Here is a 16,148-nt window from a genome sequence, read left to right as displayed (position 1 = left end):
AGCAGCACCTTTTTACGTAACTTGTACCATAAGGGCTCTTGACTTGTACTATTCGTATCATCATACCGTATGGCAAATGCTTCAAGAAATTTTGAATTAAAACACTATTCGCTAGTAAAAGGATTGACAATTTCCGGAATAATCCGCGTAGGTTTCATTGTCTTTACCAAGATAGGGCACCATTTGGTGTTTGCAGTTACCAGTGTCTCACCGGTTTGTTTCATTTTAATCAGGGTAACGCGCTCACAGTAGGTTGCGGTGGAGTTTTGAACCCATGTCTCGATAACCAATTCATCGGATTCATACGCTGGTCGATGGTATTTGATGTAATGAGAAAGGACGACCCATACATATTTCTCCTGAAGCACCGGACTGGCACCAGAATTCCAATGGAGATGGGCAGCTTCAAGGACCCATTGAAGATAGACCAGGTTGTTGACATGATTTAAGTCATCGATGTCATCCGGTGATACGGTAATCGTAAAGGAGTATGTCATGATTGATATTTTTTAAATACAGATTTCTTCTTACCTTGCTCCACGACAAAAATACTACATCTTCAAATCGCTCCCTGTAGATAAACCATCTATTTATGAAATATATTCAGTTCATTCTTTTTTTTATTATGATACTGGTGACTTCAAGCTGTACTTCCGACACCAGCACTATTTCATTAACAATCAGTAGTTCTGATTATGTGACCAGTGATGTTCCAGTCCATGTCACGATCGACCGTCCCAAAGGGATTCCGACTGATCAGATTTATGTAACCCTCGAGTCAGAAAATGGTGCTTTTCAAAACATTCCCGGGCAACTGATCGCGGATGATGAGGGAAATGAAACACTTTGGTGGGTCTTACCAGAGACGGATCAAAAGCAACCCAAAAAATGGAAAGCCAACTTTGAGCAAAAAACGGATGGCGACACACCCGGATTTAGCTGGCTGGATGTTCCTGGAAAACACATGGATTTGTTATTTGACGATAAAAAGGTATTTCGATACGAATATGAATTGGATAGTCAACTTATAAAAGACGAATTGCTCACGGCAAAAAATAAAGTATTCTATCATATTTTTGATCGGACGGGTGAGAATTTAATCACCAACGGATATGAAGATGGGGTATGGCCTCATCACCGTGGTATTATGATTGGCTGGCGGGATGTCGGATTCAGAGATCAAGAATTATCTTTCTGGGGTATGGAAGATATGACGACGCAAAAACATATTAAATTTATCTCCAAAACAGCTGGTCCGGTACTTGCTAAAGTAGAGGCATTGATCCATTGGGATGATTCCACCGGAGTGACGGTATTGGAAGAACATCGTTGTGCCACCATTTACCATCAGCACAGTCCTGGGATGTTGTTATTGGATTTTTCATCCACCCTTAAAGCAATAAATGGTCCTGTAACTCTGGATGGAGACGCCGAACATGGAGGCGTTCAGTTCCGGGCACACAATGATATCGCTGTAGATGCTTCTGGAAGTGAAAAACCGACTTATTTTTTCCATAAAGCGGGGATTGACCCCACAAAAGATTATAACTTGCCTTGGGTAGGCATGTCTTATGGATTGAATAGTAAAACGTATAGTATCGTGGAAGTGAGTGACTCCGAGAATCCTCAACCAGCCATCTGGTCCGCCTACCGCGATTATGGTCGTTTTGGTCCTTATATAAAGTATGAGCTTGATGACAAGGAATCCTTTGGTGTTAATTACCGATTTTGGATTAGTGAAAGTGCGATGCCGGATAAAGAAATTATAGCAGCCAAATATCAGGCTTATCAGGATCCACCCGAATTAACAGCTGAATAATCTCATTCATTTTTATTAACTTCACCTATAGTGGGAAGGAGCATAGAGATGGATAAATAATGAATATCAATAACAACGTTTACTTTAGTGATAAAAGCGATCACCGACGATAGCATACTGTTATTCAATGTCAAGGATTTTTATGTTTTAATTCTGATAGCATTGTGTAAATAATTGATACTGGCTCGTGGGGAGAACTGCGTGAAGATCATCAAATGGAGTAAAAAGCTTTTTAAGAATATTATGATGAAAGAAATCCGAACAATCCTAAAACTATTGTCAGGAAATAAAAAAAAGCCGAGGTTTATAATTCGGAACAATATTGATAAACATAAAGATTTCTACCATCGAATTGGTGGGATAAATTTAAAAGCAACTAATCTATTGATACCTATCAAGATCCCATTAAATATCCCTTTTTAAAAGAATAAAATTAAAAATGAATTTAGATAAAAACCAAGGATTATCAACCCGGTGCGTACATACCGGAGAAATCAACGACCAATTCGGAGCCCCACATACACCTTTGTACAATACATCTACCTTTGTGTTTCCCGATACACAGTCCCTGGTTGATGTGGTTCAAGGAAACAGACCAGGAAGCTTGTACACCCGGTATGGCATGCATCCCAATATAAAAACGCTTGAAGCCAAGTTGGCTGCACTGGAAAATGCAGAGGCAGCTTTGAGTTTTGGTTCTGGCATGGCTGCTGAAGCAGCTACCTTTTTGGCTCTTGGACGAAAGGGAGTGGTTTGTATTGGTGATGTCTATGGCGGTACGTTTGAGTTACTGGATAGTCAACTTCGGAGTTTGGGTGTGCCGATTCATTTCTTATTGGGATCTGAGTTGGATAAACTGGAAGGGGTGTTGAAGGAGGATATTGGATTGGTTTATTTTGAAACACCGACTAATCCGACACTAGAGATTTTTGATATTGAAAAGATATCGTCATTGGCTCACGAATATGGTAGCCTGGTATGCATCGACAACACGTTTGCGACACCTATTAATCAGAATCCAATTGCACTTGGAGCTGACATTGTGGTTCATAGTGCTACAAAGTATTTGGGTGGACACAGCGATATCACTGCTGGCGCGGTAATGGGACGTCAAGAACTTATCAATGAAATCATACCCTGGAGGAAAAACCTGGGACAGGTCCCCGCACCGGAGGTGGCTTCATTACTTTGCCGCAGTATCCGTTCTCTGGTAATCCGAATCGAAAGACAAAATGCTACCGCACATGAAGTAGCTGAAGCGCTGGACGGTCTCGCAGGAATCAAAAGAGTACTTTATCCCGGATTGACCAGTCTGGAAGGTCATGAGATTGCCCGGAAGCAAATGAACGGGTTTGGCGGAATGTTAACTATAGAAATTGATGCGGATTATGAAACGACTACTAGAGTAGCCGATCAACTGAAATTGATACGTATTGGACCCAGCCTGGGTGGCGCAGAAAGCTTGTGTACACAGCCTGTAACTACGACGCATTCAGGACTCACAGAAGAAGAACGACATCGTCGGGGAATTACACCTTCAATGATACGGTTCTCATTCGGTTTTGAAGATCCAGCTGATTTGATTGCCGATATAAAACAAGCTTTGGAATCCATGTAATAGCCAGTATCCAATAACCCGGTGCATTGAGGAATTGCCCGTTTTTATTATTTCGTCTGATGATTTCTCGTTTATAACCCGGGGTTGATTAAATGGGATTCAACGCTCTAACCAGGATTTTGCCTGGTCTTTTTGTGGGTGAGCGAAAAAACGAACCGTAGCTCCAGAAAACGGTTTGATGGCATCACTCAACCATTTTTCCCATATTTTCTCCCCAATCATGGCAATCTTTTCTACTTTATTTCGGTACTTTAAATCCATGTATAGATCTCTCCAAAATGCCTGAAATGTCCATCCTTTATAATTCTTCATCTCATAATACAAACGTATCTTACCAAAAGATTCAATGGTAGAATCAACAACCTGTTCGATCTGATCAAAGTCATTATTGGTTAATTTTTGTTGGACAGTGAGATAAATTATATTCTCTTTCGTATCAATATGTACCAAATTACCGGATTTATTACTGCAGTAAAATACAAAATTCAGCTGATTTTCAGAGTTGGTCGGACTACAAAGTTGGTTCTTTAGATGTCTTGGCATTTTTTCGTGCCCGTACTTTCCATTCTCCAGTTCTGTAATACCAAAATGCAGTAAGTGCTGCTAAAAGATTGGATATCGGAAACGCCCAATAAATGCCTTCTGGTCCTAAGGAGGTATTGTTTGACAGAATATAAGCCAATGGAAATCGTAGTATCCACAGGTTCAACACAGAAATAAGTAACGATGCCATAGTAAAACCAGCTCCGTTGAACACACCTGTCATGGATTGCTGGACACCGAGCAGACCAAATGACGGCGCCATGATCCGGATAAACAATGCACCATCCCGGATGACTTCCGGATCGTTGGGGACAAAAAACGCAAGAATGTTATGAGCGAAAATAAAGAGTATCATCCCTACAGTGGTCAAACCAAAAAAGGCAATTTTACTACTCAAGCTACCTGTTTTTTCAGCTCGTTGTATTTCCATAGCACCAACATTTTGACCCACCATGGTGGTTGTGGCTATCGATAAACCCAAAGCAGGAATTATAATAAAACTCAAAATCCGAGCTCCTACGCCATAAGCTGCTACCACTTCGCTTCCAAAGCTGGTGACCAGCATAACCATAACGGTGAGGCCGGCAGCCCGAGTTGATTGGTCCAGGCTGGCCGGAAAGCCAATTCTAAACAATCGTCTGATCCATGGATAATCCCATTTCATATCGCTAATCCGAATCCGGATCCCTATCTTTCCGCGGAACAATAGTATCAATCCAACGACGGCAGAAATACCCTGGGTAGCTACACTGGACCAGGCTGCACCGGCCACCCCATAAGCTGGGATAGGTCCATAACCAAAAATAAATAAGGGATCCAAAATGAGATTTAAGAACACGGTTCCAAGAACCAGGAACATAGGAAGCCACACGTTTCCAATACCTCGCATTAATGATTGGAATACAAAAAACATAAAGAGGAATATAAATCCAAAGGAGGAAACCTGGAAATACGCTATGGATTCATCCAGGATTTCTGGTCCTGCACCAACGAGGCGCATTAGCGGATCTGCGCCAAAATACCCAATCGCAGATAAAATGGTGGAAATAAAAAATATAATCATTACGGACTGTGATGAACTATAGTCCACCTGACGCTGATTTTGAGCTCCCTTGTGTTGAGATACGATGACGGTAGCACCGATCGTGATACCTGCTCCCAGAGAAAGAATAAGAAAAAATACCGGAAAACTCAGACTGACGGCTGCGACTGCATAAGCACCCAATCGTCCAAGCCAGAATGTATCAATCAATTGGTACGCCGATTGAAGTATATTTGCTAATATTATGGGTACAGCCAGCTGAATTAGCCCTCTTAAAATAGGTCCTTTGGTGTAGTCTTTATTTTTAGATTCCAACAGATACGGGTGTTATAAGTCATTAATGTGTGTAAGCATAGGTTTAAATAGAAATATCAAGACATTTGTTTAATACATTCAAAAAACTGGAAGAATTTAAAATGGCAAGCACGATAATTTATGTTACCCTTCCAGGTAAACCATTTGAAACCATCCTAGTCAGTTAGATTGTGATCTATTTTCCGATTTTCTGTGTCAAAGATTCGTAGTACGGCTCAGTCTATATCTCCGTTTTTTTGATCGACAATCTTTGACTATCTTGAGTATCTTGTACGGATGATCAAATACCTAGGGTATTAGAACTTAACCTCCAGCAATACAAAAGATCTCAATGAAGTACGGAGTAATTACGCAAAAAGCAAGGTATACCAGTGGCATGGCGGGCAAAAAACCTAAAGTACCTGTTGACTTTAATAAATTGGAAGAAAAAGCAAAAGCTTTCCTGTCAAAGAAAGCTTTTGCCTACGTTGCAGGTGGTGCAGGTACTGAAAAAACCATCAAAGCTAATCAAACCGTGTTTGATGAATATCAATTCAAATGCCCGATGATGCAATCGACACCTTCGGTCGATTTGCAAATTTCATTATTTGGAAAGCGGTATGATACTCCATTACTGGCTGCACCAATCGGAGTTCTCGATCTTGCCTTCAAAGATGGGGACCTCGCCGTCGCCAGAGCTTGTAGTAAACTGCGCATTCCAATGATCTTTTCCAATCAAGCATCTTCTCCCATGGAAGAATGCAGCCGTATCATGGCGAATGGGCCGCGTTGGTTCCAATTATATTGGAGTAAGTCTGATAAACTAGTGCAAAGTCTCGTTGAACGGGCTGAACGTTGTAATTGTGAGGCAATTGTAGTCACACTGGACACAACCTTATTAGGCTGGCGGCCGAGAGATCTTGACCTCGGATATCTACCTTTTTTGCATGGGAAGGGCATTGCCCAATACAGTTCAGATCCCATCTTTCAGGAAATCGTCCGGAAAAATCAGGGAAAGACGAATAATGACAATAATAGTAAACCACCTGTGAATCTGACGACTGTGTGGAACTTATTAAAACTATGTCATCATTATCCCGGATCCTTCTGGAACAACCTTCGTTCGGGGCGTGCTTTAACGGCGGTCAAGACATTTATTGACATTTACATGCGTCCCGAATTACGGTGGGAAGATCTGAAGCGATTGCGGGCTATGACATCATTACCTGTAATAGTGAAAGGGATTCAGACCGCAGCAGATGCCCGATTAGCTTTTGATCATGGCGTGAATGGTATCATTGTTTCCAATCATGGCGGCCGGCAAATCGATGGTGGTGTAGGTGCGCTGACCTGTCTTGACGAAATTATTCAGGAATTAGGCTCCGATAAAACTGTATTGTTTGACAGTGGCATCCGAAGTGGAGCCGATGTCATAAAAGCGCTGGCACTGGGCGCCAATGCGGTCCTGATCGGTCGTCCCTTTGTATATGGACTGGCCATCGACGGCCAATCCGGCGTAGAAGCTGTACTCATAAACTTCCTGGCAGAGATTGAATTGCAGCTGTCATTGATGGGTGTGGATAGTGTGGATAAACTCGATCGGAAATACTTGATGTGAGTACCAAAAATCATCCATACATTTTTTCAATAACAGATTTGTAATCCGCACGGATTGATTTTCTTTTCACCTTCATAGTTGGCGTCAATTCATCTTTTGCAATGGTCCATTCTTCCGGCATCAGGGTGAATTTTTTAATTTGTTCAATATGGTCGAGGCTCTTATTTCCTCTAGTAATTTCTTTTTCCAGAAGATCAAGCACTCTCGGATGTTCGATCAAAGCTGCATTGCTGAGCTCCGGAATGTCATTTACTGCACACCAATCCCGAAGATTGACGAAAGAAGGCACGATGAGTGCGGAGACGAATTTACGGTTGTTACCCAGGACCATGATTTGTTCGATATATCGGCTGGTCATCATAGCCATCTCAACTTGTTGGGGTGCTACGTATTTTCCGCCGGATGTCTTAAATAGAGCTTTTTTACGATCGGTGATCTTTAGGAATGGACCATCGAATTCTCCAATATCTCCAGTGTGGAACCAGCCGTCCGGTTCAATTACTTCTTCAGTGATTCGGGGCTGTTTGTAATACCCTAGCATGATATTGGGCCCTCGGGCCATGATCTCGCCATCGCTGGCTATCTTAATTTCCAAACCTGGAATGGGAATTCCGACTGTACCAATCTTTCGCTCCTTTTCGTCCATCCTATTGACCGTAAGTACCGGTGAAGTTTCTGTCAATCCATAGCCCTCTAGAATTGGAATATTCGCCGCTGTGAAAATCGTCGCTAGCTGGGGATTCATGGCCGCAGCTGCTGTAGCAATAAATTCCACACGACCTCCTAAAGCATCTTTCCATTTTGAGAAAATCAATTTCCTGGCAATTTTCAATCTGGTGTTATACCACCAACCTTGATCTTGATTTAGTTGATATTGTTCTCCCAGACCGAGGGCCCAGAAAAACAGTGACCGCTTAATCCCTGTCAGAGCATGCCCTTTTTCCATAATCCGTTCATAAACCTTTTCCAGTAGTCGCGGCACCGTGGTGAACATTTGCGGCTTGACCTCTTTGAGATTATCTCCGATCGTATCCATGTTTTCAGCATAGTAAATGGAAAGTCCGGAGGCCATATAAGCATAGGATACAATCCGTTCAAAGCTATGACACAATGGCAAAAAGCTCAACACATTCTGATGACTTTTCAGCGGGAGTACTTCCAAGGCCGCTTTAAAATTACTAATCAGATTGTGATGCGAGAGCATAACACCTTTTGGGTTTCCGGTCGTTCCTGAGGTATAAATCAAAGTTGCCAGGTCAGCGGGTTTGACTTGTGATTTATACGCATTAATTATTTGTTTATCCGGAGCGGAAACCTCCTCCATCAAAATTTTCCAATTCTCACAGGTTTCCAGCTCGTCAAAACTGTAGATGCCGATCAAAGAAGGAACATTTTCCTGGATGGTATTCACCTTTTTATACATCTCATCATTGGATACGAAGGTGTATTTAATCCCGGCCTCGTTGAAAATATATTGATAAGATTCCCGGGTGATAGTGGGATATACCGGTACGTTCACCGCACCGATCTGTAGAATACCCAAATCGAGGATATTCCATTCCGGACGGTTTTCTGATACCATAGCTATTTTATCCCCTTTTCTGATCCCGAGCCGATGCAATGCCAACGACACTTGATCTACTTGTGTCATCACGTCTTCTGTACTATAAGAGACCCATTTTTTTTGATCTTTCACTATTTTTTTGCCGGCCAATGCACGTTCCAGGGGATAGTTTTCCATCTGGTACGGCAATACATCAAACAATCGGGTGATATTTTTCATAATTTAGGTTGTCTAAAGCGGTGCTCTACATTTGATCCAGATAAAATACCGCAAAATCTTACTACGCTAACGAAAATTTATTCGCTAATAGAAGGAAAAAACAATAGCGCTTGAATCGGTCCAAGTTCTACGAAAACCGAAGCGATCAGCAGGCGGCGCGGTAATACATATTTTCTCTCTTCGAATATTATGGTTTTCTCACCATTTTGGAATCGAAATCCTTCTCCAATGCCTCATAAAGGACACTATGCAGGGCTGGCCGGATATTAAATCGATACAATTTACTGTTATCCCGGGTAGGGTTGACCCGGTTACTTAAAAAAACAAAGGTGTACTCTTTCGCCGGATCCACCCAAATCATCGTTCCGGTAAATCCACTGTGGCCATAGCTTTCTTGTGAAGCCAACGGTGACATATAACTGTTGGCAGGTTGGTCAGGTAAAGGAGGACGGTCAAATCCAAGGGCTCTGCGATTTCCTTCGTCACAATAGTAACAACGGGTGAAAATATCCACAGTTTTAGCTGACCAATACCTTTTACCACCATAAGTACCGTTTCGTCTCCAGGCTTCACCGATTTTTATCAAATCTGTTCCGGTACTGAATAACCCTGCATTGGCAGACACACCACCTAATACGGCCGCGCCTTCATCGTGAACTTTTCCATGAACCAGCTGATGTCGCCAGTAATCATCCACTTCTGTTGGAACAATTTGATGAATAGGATGGGTGCGTGTTGGATTGAACTCTGTATCAAAAGCTCCGATTGGATCAAAAAAAGTTTTCTGCATATAAGTATCTAAAGTCAACCCGGATTGATTTACGACAAGATCAGGGATAAGCAGAAAAAACAGCCCGGAATATTTGTATTCATTCCCAGGTTTGAGCGGAGATTCCTTAATGGATTTATAGATGAATTTGTTGAATTTTTGAGATGTGTAGATGGAATCTGTGATGGCATAATCATACTGACCATGGGGGGTTAGCGAAAGGGTGTTTCTGAAATATCGTCCATTCTTCTTTTTAGCCATGTTATAATAGCCCATTCCGGGAACAAACCCGGCGCTGTGGGTCAAAATTCTTTTCATACTTAACGCTCCCTTATCGGAACCATTAAAGTATGGAAAGTAATCTTCAAGGTTCTTATTCAAATCAAATTTTCCCTCATCATACAGTGTCATCAATGAATTTACTCCACTAACCACCTTAGTTAGGCTGGCCAGGTCATAAAGGTCATGTGGGCGTACGCTATAAATGTCTTTGTAGGTGTGATATCCAACAGATTTTTGATAAATAACGGATCCCTTGTAGGCTATTGCAAGCTCCGCCCCGGGAAATGCTGCAGAATCCAGTCCCAGTTGCAAAATAGAGTCCAGGCGCTGATACAAATATTCTTCATCCAATCCAAAATAGGAGGCAGGCAGGTAGGACACCCGTTTTCCCGTTACTATTTTGCCATTGGATCCCAAAGTGATTCCTCCGAATATATATTGTGCTGCCAGATCCATCCACGACCTTCGAGGATCAGGAAGTTGAAGTCCGGCAAAATGAGTGTCGAGTGGGGCTCCAAGCCTTATGCGAAATCCTTTGGATGACCATGGAAGTGTATCCGGCCAGGGGTGTTCTGAGGTAAAAACGACAATGGGAATTTCACCACGCGTGGTGATTAGTTCATCCGGCCAGGTCCAGCGGTATTCCATCGTGGTATTTTGACCTCCGGCATAGGCAGCGATCCGTTGTTCAAAGTTAAGAGAAGCTCTTCGGTCGGGAGACAACCAATAGATTTTAAATGTGGACTGGCTCAAGTCACTTAAATCCAATGGTGAAACTTGCCCTTGAGAACGTAATATTTTTGAAAATTCATCAATTTCTCCCGGGCTCATCATACCAGACTGACTATAAACAGAGGCACTCATCCACATTATCATCAGACTTAGATAAATGGGAATACCTTGTCGTGCCGGGTTATTTAACTGCATACTCTTGATTTTAAAACCCATATTCCGGCTTGTTTTTTAGGAGTTCTACACCTTGGGCCAGGGAATCATCTAGGATCAATCGTCTGGCGGACAACAGTGTATTACGACGGTGCGCCACATAATCCGGATCACCAGGACGTAAACTTTGGACCTGAACACGTTCGGATGAATGAATCATTTTGCCATCACCGAGATAAATTCCGACGTGAGTAATCCGATCACCCTTTCCATTTTCTCTACGTTCACCAAAAAACAAGAAATCACCGGGCTGTAGTTGGCTAAGATCATCATCCAAAGGGACATCAATTCCACTGTGCACTTGCTGAGAAGCATCCCTTGGAAGTTGCATTCCATTCAGATAATACACCATTTTGGTAAACCCACTGCAATCGACTCCTCTGCCGGAGGTTCCCCCCCACAGATATGGTCGGCCCATAAACTGATAAGCCGTCTTCTTAATCTGAGGCCAATCAGGAAGAGAAGCCTGAGCGATATCCTTCAATAAACGAAGTTCATCATCGGGCACGTAGCCTTCCCGGCCATCCGGAAGTTTGACTTTCACAAAGGGAGTTTGACGCCCCGTAACACGAAGAACATTTCCGGCAACCAGGTCTGAAACCACAGGGCTTTCGGTGTTGGCTTCTTCATAACAAAACCCAAAATCATTCCGGTACATTGTTTTCTCAGCCTGATGATAGGTTTCGAGTTCACTTTTACCAGGAAATACCAAAGCTCCAGCATCGATCCATGCCAGATAATTATCTGGTGACTGAATATAATACCAGGATCCTTTTTTATCCCATACGGTAACTTCTTGTCCCATCAGGATTTGAGTAGCCAATTCCGCAGAATGTTTGGGATTGGAACGCATATTCCCTACGGATACATTGATGAGTGCTTGATCGATCGGCTGAACAAATTCAAAGGAATCAAGGTCAAGTTCTGGATATTTTTTTGACAATAGATGAACCCGTTCATACGCTTCCTGATTGGAGGAACGACCGGTAATGCGAGTTCCATCGGCTGGAATATTGAAATCAAAAATCTGAACCCGCCGATCAGGCACGAATGCTGTCTTAATGGAATCCATAGCGCCTTCTAGGTTTTTGATCAATGCGGTGTTCTCATCCGCCGACCGGCAGCTATGAAACAATCCCACGATAATCACAAGTGGGATAATCAAAATTGATTTTGATCCAATTCGAAAATTCATATTATGCTCTTTTTTATAAAGCGAAAGGTAATAAAAAATTTTATCAGCAACTAACCAAACCAGGGCAAACGGACGATGTTCTTGGAGCTATAAAAAATGGGGTTGCTTTCAGTACAGGTACTGCTTTAGCGCTATGCTATAACAACGGTCCACGTTTCCGTACCGCAATCTGACGATTGAGCTTCTGATAACACCAGTATAGTGGGATTTATAGAATGGTCACTTCAGGAGTTAGTTCTATACCAAAAATGTCAAGCACAGCAGATTGAATAGTATCCTTAAGGTGGAGTAAGTCACTGGCCGAAGCCCCACCATAATTTACGAGTACGAGCGGCTGCAATGGATATGTACCGACGGATCCAAATCGAATTCCCTTAAAACCAGCCTCCTGGATTAACCACGCAGCAGGGATCTTTTTAAGCCGATCATTGACGGGATAAGAAGGAATTCCTGGGTAGTCCATTTTAAGAGATTCAAAAAATGAATCCTTAATAACCGGATTTTTAAAAAATGATCCTGCATTGCCGATTTTGTTCCAATCGGGGAGCTTTGACTGTCGAATGGCAATAACAGCATTACTGATCTGGCGAATGGATGGGTGAGCGATATCTTTATCTTCAAGATAATTTTTAAGAGCTTTGTAATCAGAGTTTATATAATGCTGACCTCGGGTTAACCGGAAAAACACCTCTGAAATAAATCCTTTATTCTTCCACTCATTTTTGAAAATGCTATCCCGGTATCCAAACTGGCAGTGCTCTACAGCCACATACGATGAACGGGCCTGTTCATACATGTAGTAATTCAGACCTTCAAGTACATCTTTAAGCTCGACACCATAAGCACCTATGTTTTGGATAGGAGCAGCGCCTACAGTACCCGGAATTAATGATAGATTCTCGAGCCCTCCATAGCCCTGAGCTATGGCCCACAATACCAACTCGTGCCAAATCACACCGGATCCGGCAGCTACCAAAACATGATCCGTATTTTCTTCGATCACCTGGATCCCTTTGATCCGATTTAATAAGACAACATCGTAATTATCCTGAGAAAGAAGAATATTGCTTCCCCCACCAATTATCATACCATCCGGGTATTGTTCTAAAGCAGCTGGAGCATCCATAGGATCTTCGAGGACCACCAATTTTCGGGCCATTGCCTGGAGCCCAAACGTATTAAAGGGCTTTAATGAAACCCTGGATTCGGTTTTCATGAATTAATCGGTTTCGAGTTGGAGTCGCGCCAGTTGGTTGTATGCACCATGTTGATTTGACATTAATTCATCGTGGGTCCCTGATTCGACAATTTCCCCTTGAGCTAATACATAGATCTGATCTACATTTCTAACCGTCGAAAGCCGGTGTGCAATAATAATGGAGGTCCGTCCTTTCATCAGGGTGTCCAGGGCTAGTTGTACTAATTGTTCGGATTCAGCATCCAGACTCGAGGTTGCTTCATCCAGGATGAGGATCGCCGGATCACGCAACAACGCCCGGGCAATAGCTATGCGTTGCCGTTGGCCGCCGGACACTTTTGCACCTCGTTCGCCGACAATGGTGTCCAATCCATCCGGAAATTCGTTTATGAAATCCAGGGCGTTAGCGTTCCGGGCTGCATCAACGACTTCTTCTTCTGATGCATCCGGTCGTCCATACAGTATATTTTCACGAATACTCCCTGCAAATAGACTTATATCTTGAGGAACAAGCGCCATGTTTCTCCGTAATGTCGTCAGGTCGATTTGCCGGACATCTTCACCATCGATTGAAATGATGCCCCGATCATAATCATAAAGCCTGAGCAACAAGGAGGTTAACGTACTCTTTCCTGCACCGGAAGCGCCCACCAATGCGATGGTTTGTCCCGATTCGATATGGATATCAATATCCTTTAATACGGTAATCTCAGGTCTGGAAGGATAGGCAAAACTGACATCAGCAAAAGAAACAGTTCCATTGAACCGGGGATAGGTTTTTAATGGTTTACTCAATTCAATCTCATGCTCCTGGTCCAGTATTTCAAACACCCGGTCCGTCGCACCAATAGCACCGATCAGCTGGGTCGTGAGACTGCCCAGTCCAGCGATCGCCCCACCAATCATACCTGTGTACATGATAAAAGAAAACAAGTCTCCAAGTTTCATGTCGCCACTTTCGACCATCAGCGCACCTTGCCACAGAACAAAGAAAATGCCTCCAAATAAGAGTGTAATCACAAACATAAAGAAGAACCCGCGCCATTTTGCATAACGGATAGAAATTTCAACGACCTCTTTGATCGAGCGGGAGTACCGGAGTGATTCCACATATTCGTTGGTAAATGACTTTACTATCTGGAAGTTTTGTAAAACTTCTTCCGCTATGGTATTCGAATCCGCCATTTGATCTTGACGCTCTTTTGATATTTTACGGATATATCGACCAAAAACCATGGCCACGAGGACCACCACCGGAATACTGGCCAGCATGATCAAGGACAACCGCGGAGCTAACCAAGCAAGTACAGCAATTCCGATCACCAACGTAATTATTTGTCGTAGAAATTCTGCAAGCGTTACGGAGAAAGTGTTTTGAAGTTTTTCGATATCATTAGTGATCCGGGATGTCAGTTCACCGATTCTTTTACTTTCAAAATAAGGATAGGGAAGGGTCGCTATTTTATTAAACAGATCTTTTCTCAGGTCGGCCATCCCATTTTCACTTACGATCGCCATGGACACGGTACGTAAATATGAAAAAGCAGCCTGTGCAACTAAAAGAATCAAAAACACCCAACCATAATCCCGAACCGGAAGTCCGAAACGCGATTCACCATTTGCCGCATTGGCCATTTCTCCGGCGACAAAAAGAAATACCATTAAGATTACGCTGGACAAAGCCAACATGATCATCCCAAATATAAAATACCCGAGATAAGGTCGGATATACCGGAACACCCGGGTCACGGAATGCCATTTGTCTTTTGATAGAAATTTCTTTTCAACTTTCATTTTTCCCAGCATACAGATTACGATTTGGGTTTCTTTGATGGATAAACTTGTCCAGGGGGTTTATGCCCCCCCACTTTCTACGGAGTCGTTGATGGCTTCCAGTTCTTTATCGATATAATACAGCTTTTGTGGTGAATCACCGATCAGATTTATCTTATCCAGTATAGTTCGCATCAGATTTTCTTCTTCTCGCTGTTCTTCCACATACCACTGCAAAAAATTATAAGTACTGTGATCTTTTTCCTTGGAGGAAAATTCTACCAAGTCATTAATTGCACGAGTAACTTTTTTTTCATGCCCCAATACTTCCTGGAACAATGTGTCGATATCTTTAAAGTCTCCAGGAGGTTGCGCAATACTTGGGATGCTGGGATATCCGTCGACTTCCTGCACATATTCTACCAACTTCATCATATGCATATGTTCTTCTGCAGATTGTCGTTTTAGGAAACGGGCGCAGCCCATGAGTCCTTTGTAATCACACCAGACCGACATAGATAGATACAGAAAGCTGGCGTAGGCTTCCATGCCGATTTGATTATTTAACTTGTTTTGCATTTCAGGACTCATAACAACTGTATTTATTGAAGTGATAATATTAAGAAAGCAAATATACGAACTATTCTATGGTTTCAGCATTTTCAATTATTTTGTCACAGGCTTCATCAAGCATGTTGTAGACCAGTTCAAAACCATATTGTCCATAGTAAGGGTCAGGTACATTTGTGCGGGAAGACTCGGGCAGAACATCCATTATTTTGGCTACCCGATTTCTTTCTTCATCTGTATGACAGTAACGCAAAACATCCTGGAGATTTTGATCATCCATGACATAAATAAGATCAAATTCATCAAAATCTGTGGACCTTATTTTGCGCGATTTCTGTTGTGAAATATCCAAATCATGTAATCGAGCTACTTCTATAGAGCGTTCATCAGGTGGATCACCATCGTGCCATCCACTTGTTCCGGCACTATCCACCACCCAATCAAGCCCCTTATCTTTCGCTTTACGGGCAAGAATGCCTTCTGCCAGTGGAGAGCGACATATATTACCAAGACAAACCATTAAAATTTTCATGTTCTAGATTTTTTTAAAGTAAATTTGATCTTAAAATAATGTTGCCAGCTCAATACAAACAGACGTATTGGATAAAAAGATTTTGATAAACCTTCTTTTTTTTCCTATTTATACCGAATACTGCCTGGCAGCTAATAAAGAAAGAAACAACAATATCAAAGAATGTT

13 protein-coding genes are annotated in these 16,148 nt (G+C 42.4%); 3 read left to right on the top strand and 10 right to left on the bottom strand.

Translation table 11 applies throughout. The annotated features are described in order from the left end of the window. Nucleotides 1–104 precede the first annotated feature (104 nt). Nucleotides 105–497 carry an acyl-CoA thioesterase gene (locus KUV50_RS03775; protein WP_222578761.1) on the bottom strand — a complete coding sequence of 131 codons (393 nt, stop codon included), beginning with the start codon at nucleotides 495–497 and terminating at the stop codon, nucleotides 105–107. 95 nt (nucleotides 498–592) lie between these two features. Between KUV50_RS03775 and KUV50_RS03770 the strand changes: the two genes are divergently transcribed. Both KUV50_RS03770 and KUV50_RS03765 read left to right on the top strand, forming a co-directional pair. Continuing rightward, nucleotides 593–1,819, top strand: coding sequence for a DUF6807 family protein (locus tag KUV50_RS03770; RefSeq protein WP_222578760.1), 1,227 nt, complete (start codon nucleotides 593–595; stop codon nucleotides 1,817–1,819). Nucleotides 1,820–2,258: 439 nt separating this feature from the next. Next, nucleotides 2,259–3,437, top strand: coding sequence for a trans-sulfuration enzyme family protein (locus KUV50_RS03765; protein ID WP_222578759.1), 1,179 nt, complete (start codon nucleotides 2,259–2,261; stop codon nucleotides 3,435–3,437). Nucleotides 3,438–3,536: 99 nt separating this feature from the next. Here the strand turns inward: KUV50_RS03765 and KUV50_RS03760 are convergent, their stop codons facing one another. Beyond that, nucleotides 3,537–3,887 carry an STAS/SEC14 domain-containing protein gene (locus KUV50_RS03760; RefSeq protein ID WP_222578758.1) on the bottom strand — a complete coding sequence of 117 codons (351 nt, stop codon included), beginning with the start codon at nucleotides 3,885–3,887 and terminating at the stop codon, nucleotides 3,537–3,539. A 61-nt stretch (nucleotides 3,888–3,948) separates the two neighbouring features. After that, a complete protein-coding gene (locus tag KUV50_RS03755; protein WP_410000027.1) occupies nucleotides 3,949–5,340 on the bottom strand; it encodes an MATE family efflux transporter in 1,392 nt (463 codons plus the stop codon). Nucleotides 5,341–5,668: 328 nt separating this feature from the next. Here KUV50_RS03755 and KUV50_RS03750 point away from each other — a divergent pair, with 328 nt between their 5' ends. Next, a complete protein-coding gene (locus tag KUV50_RS03750; RefSeq protein ID WP_222578756.1) occupies nucleotides 5,669–6,934 on the top strand; it encodes an alpha-hydroxy-acid oxidizing protein in 1,266 nt (421 codons plus the stop codon). Between the two features lie 10 nt (nucleotides 6,935–6,944). Here KUV50_RS03750 and KUV50_RS03745 read toward each other — a convergent pair whose 3' ends face one another. From KUV50_RS03745 to KUV50_RS03715, 7 genes are all read right to left on the bottom strand, one after another. Then, on the bottom strand, nucleotides 6,945–8,717 hold the full coding sequence (locus KUV50_RS03745) for an AMP-dependent synthetase/ligase (RefSeq protein ID WP_222578755.1): 1,773 nt from the start codon (nucleotides 8,715–8,717) through the stop codon (nucleotides 6,945–6,947). Nucleotides 8,718–8,904: 187 nt separating this feature from the next. After that, nucleotides 8,905–10,695, bottom strand: a complete 1,791-nt coding sequence (locus KUV50_RS03740; protein WP_222578754.1) for a serine hydrolase domain-containing protein — start codon at nucleotides 10,693–10,695, stop codon at nucleotides 8,905–8,907. 10 nt (nucleotides 10,696–10,705) lie between these two features. Continuing rightward, nucleotides 10,706–11,908 carry an NlpC/P60 family protein gene (locus KUV50_RS03735; RefSeq protein WP_222578753.1) on the bottom strand — a complete coding sequence of 401 codons (1,203 nt, stop codon included), beginning with the start codon at nucleotides 11,906–11,908 and terminating at the stop codon, nucleotides 10,706–10,708. A 208-nt stretch (nucleotides 11,909–12,116) separates the two neighbouring features. Continuing rightward, on the bottom strand, nucleotides 12,117–13,124 hold the full coding sequence (gene murB / locus KUV50_RS03730; protein ID WP_222578752.1) for a UDP-N-acetylmuramate dehydrogenase: 1,008 nt from the start codon (nucleotides 13,122–13,124) through the stop codon (nucleotides 12,117–12,119). A gap of 3 nt (nucleotides 13,125–13,127) precedes the next feature. After that, nucleotides 13,128–14,912 (bottom strand): ABC transporter ATP-binding protein, encoded by a 1,785-nt coding sequence (locus KUV50_RS03725; protein WP_222578751.1) that lies wholly within the window; start codon nucleotides 14,910–14,912, stop codon nucleotides 13,128–13,130. A gap of 48 nt (nucleotides 14,913–14,960) precedes the next feature. Continuing rightward, nucleotides 14,961–15,470, bottom strand: coding sequence for a ferritin (locus KUV50_RS03720; RefSeq protein ID WP_222578750.1), 510 nt, complete (start codon nucleotides 15,468–15,470; stop codon nucleotides 14,961–14,963). A 49-nt stretch (nucleotides 15,471–15,519) separates the two neighbouring features. After that, complete coding sequence (locus tag KUV50_RS03715) at nucleotides 15,520–15,981, bottom strand: low molecular weight protein-tyrosine-phosphatase (protein WP_222578749.1); 462 nt, start codon at nucleotides 15,979–15,981, stop codon at nucleotides 15,520–15,522. Between the last annotated feature and the right edge of the window lie 167 nt (nucleotides 15,982–16,148).

This window comes from Membranihabitans marinus (assembly GCF_019802045.1).
GTDB classification, from domain to species: domain Bacteria; phylum Bacteroidota; class Bacteroidia; order Chitinophagales; family Saprospiraceae; genus Membranihabitans; species Membranihabitans marinus_A.
This window is presented reverse-complemented; position numbering and strand designations above follow the sequence as displayed.

Bases quoted from the DNA above. Each gene is read 5' to 3' on its own strand.
- KUV50_RS03775 (WP_222578761.1), bottom strand. From the start codon at position 497: ATGACATACTCCTTTACGATTACCGTATCACCGGATGACATCGATGAC.
- KUV50_RS03770 (WP_222578760.1), top strand. From the start codon at position 593: ATGAAATATATTCAGTTCATTCTTTTTTTTATTATGATACTGGTGACT.
- KUV50_RS03765 (WP_222578759.1), top strand. From the start codon at position 2,259: ATGAATTTAGATAAAAACCAAGGATTATCAACCCGGTGCGTACATACC.
- KUV50_RS03750 (WP_222578756.1), top strand. From the start codon at position 5,669: ATGAAGTACGGAGTAATTACGCAAAAAGCAAGGTATACCAGTGGCATG.
- KUV50_RS03745 (WP_222578755.1), bottom strand. From the start codon at position 8,717: ATGAAAAATATCACCCGATTGTTTGATGTATTGCCGTACCAGATGGAA.
- KUV50_RS03740 (WP_222578754.1), bottom strand. From the start codon at position 10,695: ATGCAGTTAAATAACCCGGCACGACAAGGTATTCCCATTTATCTAAGT.
- KUV50_RS03735 (WP_222578753.1), bottom strand. From the start codon at position 11,908: ATGAATTTTCGAATTGGATCAAAATCAATTTTGATTATCCCACTTGTG.
- murB (WP_222578752.1), bottom strand. From the start codon at position 13,124: ATGAAAACCGAATCCAGGGTTTCATTAAAGCCCTTTAATACGTTTGGG.
- KUV50_RS03725 (WP_222578751.1), bottom strand. From the start codon at position 14,912: ATGCTGGGAAAAATGAAAGTTGAAAAGAAATTTCTATCAAAAGACAAA.
- KUV50_RS03720 (WP_222578750.1), bottom strand. From the start codon at position 15,470: ATGAGTCCTGAAATGCAAAACAAGTTAAATAATCAAATCGGCATGGAA.
- KUV50_RS03715 (WP_222578749.1), bottom strand. From the start codon at position 15,981: ATGAAAATTTTAATGGTTTGTCTTGGTAATATATGTCGCTCTCCACTG.